General features: G+C 37.8%; 12 protein-coding genes and 3 pseudogenes. 9 read left to right on the top strand and 6 right to left on the bottom strand.

Translation table 11 applies throughout. From position 1 onward, the window contains the following. Positions 1-82: 82 nt before the first annotated feature. Positions 83-1,883: pseudogene (gene uvrC / locus ACQ86H_RS03530) on the top strand (excinuclease ABC subunit UvrC). Positions 1,884-2,127: 244 nt separating this feature from the next. On the opposite strand, the gene gldN reads toward uvrC, so the two are convergent. From gldN to ACQ86H_RS03500, 6 genes and pseudogenes are all read right to left on the bottom strand, one after another. Next, the gene (gldN, locus tag ACQ86H_RS03525) at positions 2,128-3,039 is read right to left on the bottom strand and encodes a gliding motility protein GldN (RefSeq protein WP_138818686.1); all 912 of its coding nucleotides are present in this window, start codon (positions 3,037-3,039) and stop codon (positions 2,128-2,130) included. Positions 3,040-3,047: 8 nt separating this feature from the next. After that, complete coding sequence (gene gldM / locus ACQ86H_RS03520; protein ID WP_431293871.1) at positions 3,048-4,580, bottom strand: gliding motility protein GldM; 1,533 nt, start codon at positions 4,578-4,580, stop codon at positions 3,048-3,050. Between the two features lie 41 nt (positions 4,581-4,621). Beyond that, complete coding sequence (gene gldL / locus ACQ86H_RS03515; RefSeq protein ID WP_138818688.1) at positions 4,622-5,428, bottom strand: gliding motility protein GldL; 807 nt, start codon at positions 5,426-5,428, stop codon at positions 4,622-4,624. Positions 5,429-5,466: 38 nt separating this feature from the next. After that, complete coding sequence (locus tag ACQ86H_RS03510; protein ID WP_138818689.1) at positions 5,467-6,792, bottom strand: SUMF1/EgtB/PvdO family nonheme iron enzyme; 1,326 nt, start codon at positions 6,790-6,792, stop codon at positions 5,467-5,469. A 223-nt stretch (positions 6,793-7,015) separates the two neighbouring features. After that, a pseudogene (locus tag ACQ86H_RS03505) lies at positions 7,016-7,762 on the bottom strand (uroporphyrinogen-III synthase). A 38-nt stretch (positions 7,763-7,800) separates the two neighbouring features. Continuing rightward, the gene (locus ACQ86H_RS03500) at positions 7,801-8,778 is read right to left on the bottom strand and encodes a DUF4271 domain-containing protein (protein ID WP_138818690.1); all 978 of its coding nucleotides are present in this window, start codon (positions 8,776-8,778) and stop codon (positions 7,801-7,803) included. Positions 8,779-9,038: 260 nt separating this feature from the next. Between ACQ86H_RS03500 and ACQ86H_RS03495 the strand changes: the two genes are divergently transcribed. The 8 genes and pseudogenes from ACQ86H_RS03495 (at position 9,039) to ACQ86H_RS03460 (ending at position 15,641) form a co-directional block, all read left to right on the top strand. Further along, a complete protein-coding gene (locus ACQ86H_RS03495) occupies positions 9,039-9,329 on the top strand; it encodes a radical SAM protein (RefSeq protein ID WP_431293870.1) in 291 nt (96 codons plus the stop codon). Beyond that, on the top strand, positions 9,242-10,171 hold the full coding sequence (gene hemW / locus ACQ86H_RS03490; protein WP_431293869.1) for a radical SAM family heme chaperone HemW: 930 nt from the start codon (positions 9,242-9,244) through the stop codon (positions 10,169-10,171). Before ACQ86H_RS03495 ends, hemW begins: the two co-directional genes overlap by 88 nt. 98 nt (positions 10,172-10,269) lie before the next feature. Continuing rightward, complete coding sequence (locus tag ACQ86H_RS03485) at positions 10,270-11,052, top strand: SDR family oxidoreductase (RefSeq protein ID WP_431293868.1); 783 nt, start codon at positions 10,270-10,272, stop codon at positions 11,050-11,052. Positions 11,053-11,371: 319 nt separating this feature from the next. Beyond that, positions 11,372-11,922, top strand: a pseudogene (locus ACQ86H_RS03480) (fasciclin domain-containing protein). A gap of 199 nt (positions 11,923-12,121) precedes the next feature. Then, positions 12,122-13,024: a cupin-like domain-containing protein gene (locus ACQ86H_RS03475; RefSeq protein WP_431293867.1), complete on the top strand. Its 903-nt coding sequence runs from the start codon at positions 12,122-12,124 to the stop codon at positions 13,022-13,024. Positions 13,025-13,131: 107 nt separating this feature from the next. After that, complete coding sequence (locus ACQ86H_RS03470; RefSeq protein ID WP_431293866.1) at positions 13,132-13,932, top strand: DUF3050 domain-containing protein; 801 nt, start codon at positions 13,132-13,134, stop codon at positions 13,930-13,932. 111 nt (positions 13,933-14,043) lie between these two features. Continuing rightward, a complete protein-coding gene (locus tag ACQ86H_RS03465; RefSeq protein ID WP_431293865.1) occupies positions 14,044-14,922 on the top strand; it encodes a cupin-like domain-containing protein in 879 nt (292 codons plus the stop codon). Positions 14,923-15,026: 104 nt separating this feature from the next. Beyond that, the gene (locus tag ACQ86H_RS03460) at positions 15,027-15,641 is read left to right on the top strand and encodes a sugar O-acetyltransferase (RefSeq protein ID WP_431293864.1); all 615 of its coding nucleotides are present in this window, start codon (positions 15,027-15,029) and stop codon (positions 15,639-15,641) included. Positions 15,642-16,020: the final 379 nt, after the last annotated feature.

The following is a 16,020-nucleotide window of genomic DNA, read 5'->3' as shown; positions in this document are numbered from 1 at the left end:
TAGGGGCACGCCCAAATTATAAATATAGCAATCAGTTCATTTTAATCAAAACTATTACTCTCGAATCCTATTTTTGTAAATAATGAGCAGTTTCGACCATAAAACAGCATTAACCACAATTCCGCATAAACCTGGTGTTTACCAATATTGGGATGCTGATGGAAAGCTTATGTATATTGGAAAGGCGAAAGACCTGCGTAACCGTGTGGGTTCTTATTTTAATAGCGATAAAAGCCAGTTTAATGGCAAAACAAGGGTACTGGTATCTAAGATCCGTAAAATCACCTTTACCATTGTAGATACGGAAATTGATGCCTGGCTATTGGAAAACAGCCTGATTAAAAAACACCAGCCGAAATTTAACATCAATTTAAAGGACGATAAAACTTATCCATGGATTATCGTTAAAAATGAGAATTTCCCCGCATTTACTGGACAAGGAAAGTGATTAAAGATGGCTCTACCTATTTCGGCCCTTATGGCTCGATAGGCATGATGCATACCATTTTGGATCTGATTAAAGAAACCTATCCATTACGTACCTGCAGCCTGCCCCTAACGGAGAAAAATATAGACGAAGGCAAATTTAAAGTATGCCTCGAATACCAGATCGGTAACTGTAAAGGGCCTTGCCAAAATTATCAGACCGAGGCCGATTATGATAAAAATATTGGCGAAATCAAAGAAATCCTGAACGGTAAAATCGGAAATGTTATCCGTGATGTCAAAGGGATCATTAAATCAGCATCAGAAAACCTCAATTTCGAACTTGCGCATCAATATGCAAGGAGATTAGAAGTACTGGAAAAATACCAGAGCAAATCTACAGTGGTAAACAGTGCCATTACGAATGTGGATGTGGTGAGTATTGCTTCAGATGAACGTTATGCCTTTGTGAACTACCTAAAGGTGATGAACGGAACCATTATCCAGACACAGACCATTGAGGTTAAGAAGCAACTAGATGAGAGTGATGATGAGATTTTAACTTTAGCCATGCTGGAGTTCAGAACAAAATTCAACAGTACCTCAAAAGAAATCATCGTCCCTTTTGAACCTTCATTGGAAGATGAAAGTTTAAAATTCACCGTTCCAAAACTGGGCGAAAAGAAAAAACTTTTAGAGCTTTCACAAAAGAATGTACTGTTCTTTAAAAAGAAAAGCTTAACCAATACGAAAAGTTAAATCCAGATTTACGTACCGACCGGATTTTAACTACCATGCAAAAAGACCTGCGTTTAACGCAGCTTCCAAAACATATTGAATGTTTTGATAACTCCAACTTTCAGGGGAAGTATCCGGTTTCGGCAATTGTAGTATTTAAGGATGCCAAACCATCTAAAAAAGACTATCGCCATTTTAATGTGAAAACGGTTGAAGGTCCAAACGATTTTGCGACCATGGAAGAGGCTGTTTTCCGTCGTTACAGGCGAATGTTGGATGAAAACCAGACTTTGCCACAGCTCATCATTATTGATGGCGGTAAAGGCCAGCTTTCATCTGCTATGAAGAGTTTAAAATTACTGGGTATAGAAAACAGGGTAACTGTGATCGGTATTGCCAAACGTTTGGAAGAACTGTTCTATCCAGGTGATTCTTATCCTTTGTATTTAGATAAAAAATCGGAAACCTTAAAAGTGATCCAGCAGCTGCGTGATGAAGCCCACCGCTTCGGAATTACCTTTCACCGCAAGAAACGCGATCAGGGTACACTTAAAACCGAACTCGAACAAATTGAAGGTATTGGTAAAACAACAGCTGATAAACTGTTAACACATTTTAAATCGGTTAAAAAGATTAAAGAAGCTACAGAAAAAGAGCTGGCAGAGGTACTGAATAAAAAGCAGATGGTTACGCTGCAAGCATATTTTAATCAGGAATAACACTTTTAATTCTGATTCTCTTTTAAGAGGAATTAAGATTTTTCCAGCTAAGGTCGAAATAACGATTTATATCTGCAATTCTATGATCGATTTCCACCACACAAATCCGTCATCTCAACTAAAGCGCAGCGAAACGGAGAGATCTGTATGAGTAGGTTTTCTTAAAATTTAAAATCCTCCACTATATCGAAACCATTATAAAACAAAAAGGCTACGATTTTCATCGAAGCCTTTTCTTATAAGATTAATATTCCCAAAGTCCTTGTTCGTAATCCAGAACAGATTTTTTAATCCTTTCTGATTCGTACAATCTTTCTCTAGGATTGGCAATAATATCTCTGATCTTGTTATCACCAGGATTTGATTCTTTAACAATATAACTGCTGAATAAGCGGCGAATAAAGAAATCATCGAAACTAAGTGACGATGCGTCGTTATTGGTATTAATCAAACGTTTCTTGGTTAAAATCTCTCTTGCCTCCGGATAGTACACCCAAAATACAGGCTGCCATTGTTTGGAAACTTCATTGTATTTTAATGGCGCAATACCTACAATACGCGGTTCAAAAATAGAACGTTTAGTATCAAAAATCCAATCTTCTTTAATTCTGAATTTTAAGAATAACTCCGGGTTAAAATCATTCACCACTGTGGTAACTGTTCCGGTTTTATTGTTCGAAACCTCTGCTGTTCCTAAAGCTGACTTGGCAGCAGAATCTGCAGACATTGGATTAAGGAATGCATCATCTTCGTTTAGGGCGCTATCAATTGGCGAGTATGCTGTTAGTTCATCTTTTTTAATTGACGCAATCAAAACATCAATTAATCTTGATTTAGGCGATTTTAAGACAGAGTTAACCGTATCACGTAAATCAATTTCTCTCCATATCCGTTTTGCATAAAAAACATCTTCCTCTCTCACATCAGCCAAAGGAACCATTTCAGTACTATCAATGTCCTTACGGGCATAGAAACCATCTTTAGGTGGTACCTTTAGTTTCTTTTTAGCTGTTTTAACAGGAGCTTTCACCGTATCTACTGCAGGAGCAGTAACTACCGGAGCAGCTTTCTTTGGTGCTAACTTGGTTGGCTTTTTTTGTGCAAAAGCAAACGCAGTTAGCAAAACCAGAATAGCAATACTTAAAATCCTTTTCATCTTCTTTTTTATTTTACACTAAACGCTAATGAAGGTAAAATTCTTTGACGCCCATCTGGTCCTACAGAAACAATATCTTCAAAAAACACCCTTGTTCCAGGTGTAACTGAGTTCATGGCACCTTTAACCGCACCGGCGAAATTTCCACCACTACCAGCAATGGTAACGGCATCAGAACGTGGTTTAATAATCGTCAGTTTATAACGTTGTATTTTAAACTTAACATCGAAAGGAAAATCATCCAGATCTGCTTCAATCTCGGTTTCGCTTTTTAACTGTACAGAAGCGATATCGCCACCTGCGCGTCCACCAACTTTGGCAACCGGTGCCGGAATAGCTTTAACCCTGAATTTTTGTGAGCCTAAACTAACGGTTTTACCAGCGTTAGTTGCCGATACATTAATGGATACTTCCTGACCAACCATGCTTCCCGGAACATTAACATTGTAGTTTCCGTTACCGCCAGACATTGAACCTCCTGAAATGGAAGCACGGACACTTTCTAGTGGGAAACCTGCCGCCGATACTGTAAATGGATTGGCAATACCTGCATAAATTACATTTAGTTTCGTTGAAGAAACAGATGCAGATGGTTTCGCTACCTGATAAGTTTGTGGTTGGGTTTTATATTCCTTTACCTGACCATCGGTTTGGCGAACACGTATAGTACCAACCCAGGTAAACTGTCCAACGCTACCGGTACCACCGCTGTAAGTTCCTTTACCATCTTTAACGGATAATTTACTTCCATTAACGGTAATATCAGGAGTTGATCTAGAATCGCTAGCGGTTAGAAATACTTCAGCGGTATATGGTTGTCCCTGGATTACGTAAGAAGTAGGTGCTACTGCAACTGCTGCAAACTGATCCAAATTAACCTGCGCTTTATCCATATTTCCAAACAATTTTTTCACAACTTCTGCTTCAGCATTTTTAGTGTCTGTTTGCAGTTTGGTTAAAATAGTCATCGCAGCGGTTAACGGGGTTCCCTCACCAAAATAAGTTTCCTGCCAATTGCCCTTTCTTTTTCTTACCGGATCTTTAGCTTCAAGAGAGAAAGAAACATTTGCTCTATCTGCAGGATCTAATAAAGAGATTAATTTCTCTCTAGTCGCATTAATTCTTTTCTTTAGTTCATCAGCTTTCTTTTGGTTAATCATGATATTCTGAGCAATATCCTGATTAGATCTATTTACCAGATCTTCAGTTTCAGGATCGATCCCGTCACCAGCCTGAGTAAATTCTTTCTTAATACTTTCAATATAATTATTTAGTTCATCAGCTGCTTTCTGAGCTTGTTTAGCCTTGTCATAAATAGGCTGAGCACGTGCTGGCTCTTCTTTCAACTTCGAATTTTCGAAGGCAGAAAACAACTGATTAATACTTGTATTTACATTGTTTTTAGAAGTATCCAAACTATCGTTGATATTTTTGAATGCATCTAAAATGGTATCTGATACGTTTAAGGCGAGCATAGCCAACAATACCAAATACATGATATTGATCATCCGCTGCCTTGTTGTTTCTTTTCCGCCTGCCATATTTGATGTAGCTTTTCTTTAAAAATTAAAAACTAAACAAATTATATACGTGGGCCGTTCATAGCCGATAACATATTGCCATAAATTGCATTAAGCGATGATAGGTTTTTAGCCAGCTTATTCACCTCTTCTTTAAACTGTTTCGAATCTTCCATCGATTCGTTAAAGTTCTGCATGGTTAATGATAAGTTTGAATAGAATTTATTCATCGATTTTAGATGTGCGCTTGAATCTTGCAATTCCAGTTCATAAACAGCATTTAAAGCAGATAAGTTCTTAGCCAAATTGTTAACCTGCTCGTGGTATGCCTGAGAATCTACATTGCTTTCGCCCATTGCTTTTAAATTAGCCGTAGCTTTCTCAAAAGATGCGCTCAAATTATCAAAACCAGCTGATGCCGTTTTAATCTTACCTGTAAATTCATTTGTTGCAGTAGATGCATCTGCAACATTAGAAATTGTTGCTACCTTATCACCAAACGTACGCAAACCAGCACCCAGGCTCTCAATTAATTCCGGGCCAATTTTAGCATCAGATAACATTTTATCTAAAGCTACTGTATTGGACGAGGCAACTGCTGCAACAGGCCTGGATGAAGCTGTTGGTAATTCGCCTTTAAAATCTGCTTTTAGTTCAGGATAAACTCTTTCCCATGCTGGTTCTGGTTCTGGTGGGAAAAATCCGGTTAAGAAGAATAGAAATGCTTCCACTCCTAGACCAAGCCCAATCATGTAGTTACCCATAATTCCACCAATATGTAGAATTTTAAATAACGCTCCGATAATTACAATACTTGCTCCCCATGAAATCGCTACGTGTAACCAGCCTGGTTGTTTCTTTGCTGCCATAAATTTTGATGTTTTTCTTAGTTTTTAGTTTGTTCGGTTTAACGTCTTAAATCGGTGCCAGGATAAGATGAAACGCATCTGAAACCAATATATGACCTTTGTGTATCCTGATATTCGTATGTCGCTACAGCATTTTGAAGAAAATAACCTGTATCTTTCCAAGAACCGCCTTTTACCACTTTACGTTTTTTGTATTTACTATCGTTTGCACCAGCATCATAAGTAAAGTTAGGGTTTAAGTCATGCAATAACGGGCTAGCGCCTTTATTATATGCTGTTAAAGTCCATTCTGAAACATTACCTGCCATGTTGTACAAGCCATAATCGTTAGGAAAATATGATCTGACACCTACTGTATAAATACCACCATCGCTCGAATAATCACCACGGCCTGGTTTAAAGTTAGCCTGTAAACATCCTTTTGTATTTCTAATGTAAGGACCTCCCCAAGGATATTTAGTCTTGGTATTACCGCCTCTTGCAGCATATTCAAATTCTGTTTCAGCCGGCAACCTATAATCCGATCTTGACCCTGCAGGAAGTTTCCTTGCCGTTGCAACACCATCGTATAATTTGGTTCTCCAGTGAGAGAAAGCTTTTGCCTGCTCCCAGCTTACGCCAACTACAGGATAATCATCATAGGAAGGGTGGTTGTAATAACCGCGCACCATTGGATCATTTTGTGAGTAAGAATAATCTGTTTTCCAAACCATTGTATCAGGATATATAGCAACCGTATAGCGATCGATATAATCCTGACGTTTGCTGTTTGGATCTTTATGCCCGATAGCAGCTTTCTCCATATTCAACTCTGCATAAGAATATTCGAATTTACGAACATCTAATTCTTTCTTGCCTGGAAGAGCATCCAAACCTGAGTAATACATGCCATCTAGCTGACTCACTTGGGCTGCTGCTGCACCCCTACCTCTATTACGCCAAATGTTGGCACCATTTGGACCAACTTTTTTCCAGTCAATATATTTCTCTCCGCCAAGAGCAGCTGCGGCATTTCCTCTTGGAGTAACCATAAATTGTTGTGGGTTGCCCATCATTACAATCGCAATAGAATCTCGTACCCAGTTGGTAAACTGCCGATATTCCGCATTGGAAATTTCGGTCTGATCCATGAAGAATGCGCTAATGGTAACCATTTTACTTGGCCCATTCTGAGAGAAAGTGATATCTTCATCCGAACCTCCCAGTGGGGTATGCCCTGGTGGTACATAAACCATTCCTAGTGGGATTCTATCGTTTTTAAATTTTCGGTTATAAGCGCCAACCAGCTCGCCTTGGCCGCCATGACCACAGCTTGCCAGCATTACAGTTACACCTACAATAGCTAGAAGGTAGATTTTCTTCATATTTTATATTGTGCACAGCACGATTAGGAGCAATTTTATCAAAAATCACTGAAATTATCTATAAAAGCAAATATTTTATATTAAATCATTACCCAAAGGCAATTAAAGTTAGATTAATAATTATCCAACAACCTTGTGTATCGTTCAACAATATGCGTAACTCTCTTATTAACAGTAAAGTTACGCATTTATTGTATCGACTGATAATAAATTATTTATCGTATTATTTATTAGATATTTTAATGTAATTTTCAATGGCCATCGTCATTGATGGAACGCCTGGGGTTGGCGCAGCAATATCCACTATCAAATCCATATCAGTACAAGCTTTACTGGTATTGGTTCCAAAAGCAGCAATCCGGGTGTTATTCTGTTTAAAATCGGGGAAATTTTTAAACAAAGACTGAATACTTGATGGGCTAAAAAACGCGATAACATCGTAGAATACTTCAGCTAAATCAGATAGATCACTTACTACGGTCCTAAATAAAACCGCAGGTGTAAAATTATACCCGCTTTTTTCCAAAAACTTCATTGTGTCTTCGGTAGCCATATCAGAGCAAGGGTATAAAAACTTTTCGTTTGCATGTTTCTTTAACACCTCTGCTAAGTCAGCTGCAGTTTGTTTACCGAAAAAGATCTTACGCTTTCTGTATTGGATATACTTCTGCAAATACAATGCAATGGTTTCAGAAAGACAGAAATATTTTAATTCTGCTGGCACCTCATAACGCATTTCTTCACAGATTCTAAAAAATGATCTGCGGCATTACGGCTGGTAAAAATTACTGCCGTAAAATCGGCAAGGTTAATCTTATCCTTTCTAAAGTCTCTTGCGGGTACACCCTCAACATGAATAAAAGACCTGAAATCAACTTTTTAAGTTGTGTTTTTTGGCCAAATCGTAGTAAGGAGATTTTTCTGTTTCAGGTTTTGGTAAAGTAACCAAAATACTTTTTACTTTGCGGATTCTAGAGTCGTTCTTTTTCTTGCATTTTCCTTTTCCTGCTACAGTCCTATCGTTTTAATTAGTATTACGACGGGACATATTTCGAGGGCGCAAAAGTACAAAAATAAATGCATTTTAGAAAACTTATTATTAGAAAGTATCGTTATGCCTGCCCGCAAAAGCTGAAAAGTAAAAATGACACCTAACAACAAGAATGCCAACACGATATAAACTTCGCCATATTTAAGTGGTGATAGCGCAAAAGCAACCACTAAAGGAATAAATAGTAATGATGCATTGAAGTAGCTGAGGTATAAAATTGAGATGTATTCGCCCACCGGTTTCTGCACATTGAAGAGGTAGCCCAAAAAGCGTAAAAGAACCAGTTTTAACGCATAAAAAACAATTATAGTAATTGATATACTAAAGAAAAATTTAAACCCATCTTTCGCCTGATACATATCATTCCATTGGGCCACCAGAAAAAAGAACATCCCAAAAACAAAACCGAACTGCACAAAAAGTAACAAAAATGGCCATGAGCTAAAGAGGTTATCTTCTTTGTTAATATTATTCAAAATCCTGTTACTGAAAAATGATTGCACGATTGCAGATAGTTGTTTCGAAAAAGCATTTTTTAGAATCGCAAAAATGATGAGCATACCAAAAATAAATCCTAGCAAGCCTACGTTTCCCTTAGGGATTTTTGTACCCAACTGGTATGGATTAGCTTTTTTCTTTAAATGCTGGTATTTCTTGTGCCATGCCCATAAATCCAGCTTTGCAGAAAGATATTCCTTTTCAATAGTATCTAAAAGTGCACTTTTATTAATTAAACTATCAGGAAGTACCCAGGTATGGTGAATTAAAGAATCGGTATAAAATTTCTGCCTGGCCAACGTTGCCGAATCGGGGCGGTATCTCCGGTACCGGTATTGATTTACCACCGCGCTATCTGCCTGAAAGGGCAATTGATTTGCTGCCACAAAATCTGCAGACCATAAAAAGGCAAACAAAAAGAAAATAAATTTCGGCATGCTGTAAATCAAAACTTAAGGATGCAAAAGTAGTCGAATAATCATGGTTTACCTAAAGAAAATAAATGGATTGATGAAGAACTTATTTAGGAACAATGACTACACACCTAATAAGCATCTAAAAAGTAAAGCTATTACTTTACAAAAACAACAATAAAGTAAAGCTATTACTTTACTAAGAATTATTAATTTCATAGCTCCAATCGCCAACCATATATTTATGACAATAAAGAAAATTTAACTTCACTATCTTTGCATCAATGTCCGGTATCTATATCCATATTCCTTTCTGTAAAAAGGCTTGTCACTATTGCGATTTCCATTTCAGCACCTCATTAAAATATGCAGAAGAAATGGTGGAGGCCATCTGCAAGGAAATCAAAATAAAAAAAGACCGGATTAGCGGACAAGTCGGAAGTATTTATCTGGGTGGCGGCACCCCTCTATTTTATCTCAGGCAGCTTTGCAAAAGATTTTCGATACCATTAGCCATACTTTTTCGGTTGATGCAGATGCCGAAATCACCATTGAAACCAATCCCGATGATTTAACCGCGCAGAAGTTAAAAGAACTGAAACAATTGCCTGTTAACCGCTTTAGCGTGGGTATACAATCTTTTTATGATGAAGACCTGATCTGGATGAACAGGGCACACCAGGCCAGAGAAGCTGAAGATTGCATCAGGAGAAGTCAGGATGCCGGTTTTGAAAACTTAACACTTGATCTGATTTACGGATATCCTTTATTAACGGATCAAAAATGGCTGAACAATATCCAAAAGGCAATTGAGCTTGAGGTTCCTCATATTTCGGCTTACGCACTCACGGTAGAACCTCGGACAGCTTTAGCTCATGCCATAAAAAGCAAAAAACAAACACCCGTAAACGATAACCAAAGTGCTGCCCAATTTCTCATTTTAATGGAGCAACTGGTTGATGCCGGATTTGAACACTATGAAATTTCAAATTTTGCTAAACCAGGCCATTATGCCGTGCACAATACCAATTATTGGAAGGGTATAGATTACATTGGCATCGGTCCGTCGGCACATGGTTTTAATCGCCAAAACAGGTTCATGAACCCAGCGAATAATGCCTTGTACATGGAAACTTTAGGGCATAATAAGCTCCCGGAAATGGTTGAAGAACTGAGTTTGAACGATAGATTTAACGAATATGTAATGACCTCGTTAAGAACGATGTGGGGAACTGATTTACAGAAAATAAATACTGATTTTGGGAAAGATTTTTTAGAGGAAACAAAATACAACCTTAAAAATTTTGAGGATAAAGATTGGCTGATCATTGATGGCGACAAACTCAGGTTAAGCCAGAATGGAAAATTATTTGCCGATCATATTGCTTCGGAATTATTTATTGTAGGGAATGAATGAGTGAATTGAGAAGGATTGAATTAGAGAATGACGGATTTAGCGACCAAAACAACATTCATTCATTCAAAACTCAATCATTCAATAATTAATTAAAATATATGTCAAAAATTGTATGGATTACGGGCGCATCGTCAGGTATTGGCGAGGCCCTGGTATATCAATATTTTAAAGGAGGTGACAAGCTGATTATTTCGGGAAGAAACCGCGATGAATTGTTCCGCGTTAAAGGGAACTGCCAAAATTCTTTTAATGTACATGTTTTACCATTCGATTTAAGCGAAACCGAAACACTGGAAAATAAAGCCACTGATGCCATCCGTATTTTTGGAAAAATAGACTTACTGATCAATAGTGGAGGTGTGAGCCAGCGGAGTTTAGCCTTAGAAACCAATCTGCAAACGGAACAACAGATTATGGACACCAATTTTTGGGGAACAGTGGTGTTGAGTAAAGCAGTTTTACCCTTGATGATCGCCAATGGTGGTGGGCAAATTGCCCTAATCAGCAGTTTGGTTGGAAAATTCGGCACGAAGTTCCGTTCTACTTATGCCGCTTCTAAACATGCACTACATGGTTATTTCGACTCCCTCCGATCAGAAGTTTATGACAGAAACATCGATATTACCATTATCTGTCCTGGATTTATTAAAACCAATGTAACTTATAATGCACTCACTGCAGACGGAAAGCCATTAAACATCATGGGCGAAGCACATGAAAATGCGATGACACCTGCCAATTGCGCCAAACAGATTGTACAAGCCATCCGTAATAAAAAAGAAGAAGTTTATATCGGTGGAAAGGAAACAAAAGCAGTACTATTGAAGCGTTTTTTCCCCAAGATTTTTTCTAAAAAGGTGAAGACAGCGAAGGTGAATTAGACTGGCGTTTTGCGGTTTGCGTTAAGCGTGACCAGCGATTTCACAGTGGCTTGTGGATCTGTCAAATCGTGAGTCCTGGCAAGAGCAGCCCCCTGTTAAACAAACCCGATTGAAGCGGTTTCGAATCTTCATCGAAAGTAGTAAAAAGCGGGACTGTAATTTCCGAAGAACCACTACAGCACCTTTTCAAAATCAAAAAAAACAAAAATTAATCAACTAATAATCAATTCATTAAATAATAAATTTTATTTCTAAAAACCAAGTATCTGTAGGCCGTCGTAAATGGAATCAAATAACAGAAACTTAATAATTAGAAATAATGAAAAATTTAATCTTATCAGTATTTGCCGTAATTACAATGGCATTCACAACTCAAGTTTATGCTCAAAAAACCCAATGGTTGGTGGAGCAGCAATGTATGCAACTAAAGATATTGTAGACAATGCAGTAAATTCAAAAGACCACACCACCTTGGTGGCAGCAGTTAAAGCAGCAGGTTTGGTAGAAACTTTAAAAGGCGCCGGACCTTTCACCGTTTTCGCTCCAACCAATGCAGCTTTTGACAAACTTCCTGCCGGAACTGTAGATAATTTGGTTAAACCAGAAAACAAAGCAACCCTTACCAAAATTTTAACTTACCATGTTGTTGCCGGTAAAATGGATAGCAAGGCAATCGCAAAAGCAATTAAAGCTGGTGGTGGCAAAGCAGAATTAACTACAGTAGAGGGTGGTAAACTTTGGGCCTGGATGGAAGGTAAAAAATTGGTTTTAAAAGATGAAAAAGGCGGAATGAGCACTGTAACTATAGCAGATGTTAATCAAAAAAATGGTGTAATCCATGTGGTTGATACCGTTTTAATGCCTAAATAAGCTAGCATTATCCTTATGTCTAACCAAAACGTTCCGGCAAAAGCCAGAACGTTTTGGTTTTAACTAGTTTTTTTAACACTTCCCTTGATTCATACCATCTGACTTTTTTTGATGAATTGTCAGTTTTTTTAAAGTTTTTCCATTTCTGATACTTCCTGTTTTTAACTATTTAATTTTGCTGCATTAATAGTTATTTAACATGAAATTCAATTTATCTCCGATAGATGTAGTTGAAAACATATCTAAATCAGATTTCGAGCTGAACTACCTCAAGCCACGCAGACCCCTGGTAATTAAAAATATGGCAAAGAAATGGCCGGCTTACCAAAAGTGGACAATGGATTACATGAAAGATACTGTTGGAGATAAAACTGTTCCTCTTTACGACAGTTCGAAGGCTGATCCTTCTAAACCGATCAATGCATCGGCAGCAGAAATGAAATTTGGTGATTATATTGATCTGATTAAGAAAACACCAACAGACCTGCGCATATTTTTGTTCGACCCGATAAAGTTTGCACCGAAATTACTGGAAGATTATATTGCCCCAAAAGAGTTGATGGGCGGCTTTTTAGATAGTTATCCGAATATGTTTTTTGGTGGAAAGGGCTCTGTTACCTTCTTGCATTACGATATCGACCTGGCACACATTTTCCATACTCACTTTAACGGGAGGAAACATGTCATCCTGTTTGATTATAAATGGAAAGAGCGGTTATACCAGATTCCTTATGCCACTTATGCGCTTGAAGATTATGATGTAGAAAACCCTGATTTCGAAAAATTTCCGGCATTAAAAGGCGTTAAGGGAGTAGAAGCTTTTCTAGAACATGGCGATACCTTATTTATGCCTACCGGTTACTGGCACTGGATGAAATACCTTGATGGCTCTTTCTCCATCAGCCTGAGGGCGTGGGATAAAAGCTGGGCAGTAAAAGCAAAAAGCTTGTATAACTTAACTTTACAGCGTAAATTTGACGACTTTATGAAGGCAAACTACCGTGAAAAATACATGCACTGGAAAGAAGAACTCGCCATTAAAAGGGCAAGTAAAGCGTTGGAAAAAATTTACCGAGATAACAATGAGAGCATGAATAAGTGATTGAATGATAAAATGAGTAGTGCTAGCCTTATGCCAATTCACTAAATCAAAAGTCGCCAATTTACTATTCAATCATTCTCTCATTCAACATTCAATCATTAAAATACATGCATCCTAACATTATAAAAATACAAGAAAGTATTACTTCCCTTAAACAGGAAATTATTAACCACAAGGTTTATTCGGCCATTAGCGAACTGGAAGATCTGCGCGTTTTTATGGAACACCATATTTTCGCGGTTTGGGATTTTATGTCGCTGCTTAAGGCTTTACAGATTAACCTGACTTGCACCAGTTTGCCCTGGTTCCCGGTTGGTGATCCGGTTACCAGGCAGCTGATCAACGAAATTGTTGCCGGAGAAGAATCGGATGTGGATGCTGATGGCGCGATTAAAAGCCATTTCGAACTGTATTTAGACGCGATGGATCAATGCGGAGCAAATACAAAACCCATTAATGATTTTTTAAACGCCTTAAAAAACGGTAAAAGTTTTAATGAAGCATTTGACATGGCAAATGTTCCTGCTGCTGCCAAAGATTTCGTGAATGCAACATTCGAAACCATCAACAGCGGTAAAACACACTTACAGGCAGCCAGTTTTACCTTCGGTCGGGAGGATCTGATCCCGAATATGTTTTACAGCATGGTAAATGATTTGAACAGTACCCAGGCCGATAAAGTATCGGTTTTTAAATATTACCTGGAGCGACACATCGAGGTAGATGGCGATCACCACAGCCATTTGGCACTTTCTATGACGGAAAAACTCTGTGAAAAAGAGGAAGCATTTTGGGCTGAGGCTGAAGAAACTACAAAACAGGCCTTACAAAAAAGGATCGACCTTTGGGATGCCGCTTATGCAGAAATTGTTAAAAATAAAGTTGAAGCGCAATTATTAAATTGTTAAGTATTTGCTAATTTAGATTACGTGATTTTAGTCACATTTACCTGTTAACATCAATTTTGTAAAATAAAATTTACACATTTGTTGTTCGGCACAAATAACCGATTTAAGCGCATGAGTTTCATTTTAAAACCTGTTGATATTGTTGAGAATATCACTCCTGAAGATTTTAAGAAAAATTATTTGAAAACTAAACGTCCGTTAGTAATCAGGGGCCTGACCAAAGATTGGCCTGCAAGAGAAAAATGGACCACTCAATATTTAAAAGAAATTGGTGGCGAATTGGAGGTTCCACTTTACGATAACTCGAAAGCTGATCCGTCAAAACCCATTAATGCGGCCACTGCACACATGAAATTTGGCGATTACCTTGACCTGATCAAACGTGAGCCGACTGAATTGAGGATTTTCTTTTTCAACCTGTTTAAAAAAGTGCCTAGTTTAATCAATGATGTAAAAATCCCGAAAGATTTAATGGGCGGTTTTATTGAAAGTATGCCTGCCATGTTTTTTGGTGGTTCTAATTCAGTAACCTTTTTGCACTACGATATCGATTTGCCACACATTTTCCATACCCACTTTGGTGGCAGAAAACACATTGTTTTATTTGATAATAAATGGAAAGATAGGTTGTACTGCCTGCCAAATGCAACTTATGCTTTGGAAGATTATGATGTTGCCAACCCTGATTTCGAAAAATTCCCTGCGTTAAACGGTGTTGAGGGTTATGAAGTTTTCTTAGAGCATGGCGATACCCTATTTATGCCTACAGGTATGTGGCACTGGATGAAATACCTGGATGGTTCATTCTCTTTAAGCCTAAGGGCATGGGACCAATCAATTACCCGAAAGGTAGCCAGTGTTTGGAGTTTATTTACCCATGGTGCCATTGATAGTTTGATTAAAATGACTTTCAAAGAAAAATATGCTAACTGGAGAGAGAAAAAAGCAGTAAAAATTGCTGAAAGAGCTTTAGCCAAAGGCAGACCATAAAAATTACTAAAAAATTAAACTACAACGGGGCATCGGTAACGATAGTCCCGTTTTTTGTTATTATTGTGAATACATCTAGTGCAAATTAAAAAATCAGATCATCAATGGATATCAATACACTTACCGAAAAACAAAAAATGCTTGCAGGCAAAGCTTATCAGGCTGGAGGCGAAGAACTATCAAAGGAAAGATTAAAAGCCCGTGAAATCGTTTATGAGTTTAATAACCTGGCACCCAAATTTATCAAGCAGCGAAAAGAATTATTAAAAAGATTGTTCGGAAAAACAGAAAGAATGTTCTACGTTGAGCCTCCCTTTAGATGTGATTATGGCTATAACATCGAAATTGGAGATAATTTTTATGCGAACTTTAACCTCGTTATTTTAGACTGCGCAAAAGTAAGCATAGGAAATAGTGTTTTTATCGCACCGAATGTAGCCATTTATACTGCCGGACATCCAATGCATGCGCATTTAAGAGATCAGGAATACGAATGGGCGCAGGAAGTGACCATAGGCAATAGTGTTTGGATCGGTGGAAACGTAGTCGTTAACCCGGGTGTAAAAATTGGTTCTAATGTAGTAATCGGATCAGGTAGTGTGGTGACGAGGGATATTCCGGATAATGTTTTTGCTGCAGGAAACCCATGCAGGGTAATCCGCGAGTTAACAGATGCGGATAAGGATTATTATTATAAGGATTTTAAGCTGGGAGAGTAAATTAATCATCGTCCCCTATATTTAAGCATATCTTAATAAAAAATGGCGTCATTTCGACTGAAATGCAGTGGAATGGAGAAATCCATCTAAACAGATTTAGCTTCGCTGAGCCTTCCGGTTCTCGACTTCGTTACCGATGATTTAACCTGTTAAACAGGTAAGCATACTATAAGTAAAAAAGTAGATACTTAAATCGGTACATAATGCAGTCCACTAAAAATGAATTCATTTAAATAGCTGAAATTTTAGGTGTTTTTTACCATATAAGACATTTAGGTCATATGAGATTACATGTTCTTATATGATCTTAAATGGTAAATTTTGCGCACAGCCCTGCAAAAGGAATTTAACAACTTAGATGTTCCCAGATGCCAGAGGT

It is taken from the genome of Pedobacter sp. P26, assembly GCF_050632135.1.
Lineage (GTDB): Bacteria > Bacteroidota > Bacteroidia > Sphingobacteriales > Sphingobacteriaceae > Pedobacter.
Note: the sequence above shows the minus strand (reverse complement) of the source record. Positions and strands in the feature narration are given on the sequence as shown.

Bases quoted from the DNA above. Each gene is read 5' to 3' on its own strand.
- gldL (WP_138818688.1), bottom strand. From the start codon at position 5,428: ATGGCAGCAAAGAAACAACCAGGCTGGTTACACGTAGCGATTTCATGG.
- ACQ86H_RS03475 (WP_431293867.1), top strand. From the start codon at position 12,122: ATGAAATTCAATTTATCTCCGATAGATGTAGTTGAAAACATATCTAAA.
- gldM (WP_431293871.1), bottom strand. From the start codon at position 4,580: ATGGCAGGCGGAAAAGAAACAACAAGGCAGCGGATGATCAATATCATG.
- ACQ86H_RS03485 (WP_431293868.1), top strand. From the start codon at position 10,270: ATGTCAAAAATTGTATGGATTACGGGCGCATCGTCAGGTATTGGCGAG.
- ACQ86H_RS03510 (WP_138818689.1), bottom strand. From the start codon at position 6,792: ATGAAGAAAATCTACCTTCTAGCTATTGTAGGTGTAACTGTAATGCTG.
- ACQ86H_RS03500 (WP_138818690.1), bottom strand. From the start codon at position 8,778: ATGCCGAAATTTATTTTCTTTTTGTTTGCCTTTTTATGGTCTGCAGAT.
- ACQ86H_RS03460 (WP_431293864.1), top strand. From the start codon at position 15,027: ATGGATATCAATACACTTACCGAAAAACAAAAAATGCTTGCAGGCAAA.
- ACQ86H_RS03465 (WP_431293865.1), top strand. From the start codon at position 14,044: ATGAGTTTCATTTTAAAACCTGTTGATATTGTTGAGAATATCACTCCT.
- ACQ86H_RS03495 (WP_431293870.1), top strand. From the start codon at position 9,039: ATGTCCGGTATCTATATCCATATTCCTTTCTGTAAAAAGGCTTGTCAC.
- ACQ86H_RS03470 (WP_431293866.1), top strand. From the start codon at position 13,132: ATGCATCCTAACATTATAAAAATACAAGAAAGTATTACTTCCCTTAAA.
- gldN (WP_138818686.1), bottom strand. From the start codon at position 3,039: ATGAAAAGGATTTTAAGTATTGCTATTCTGGTTTTGCTAACTGCGTTT.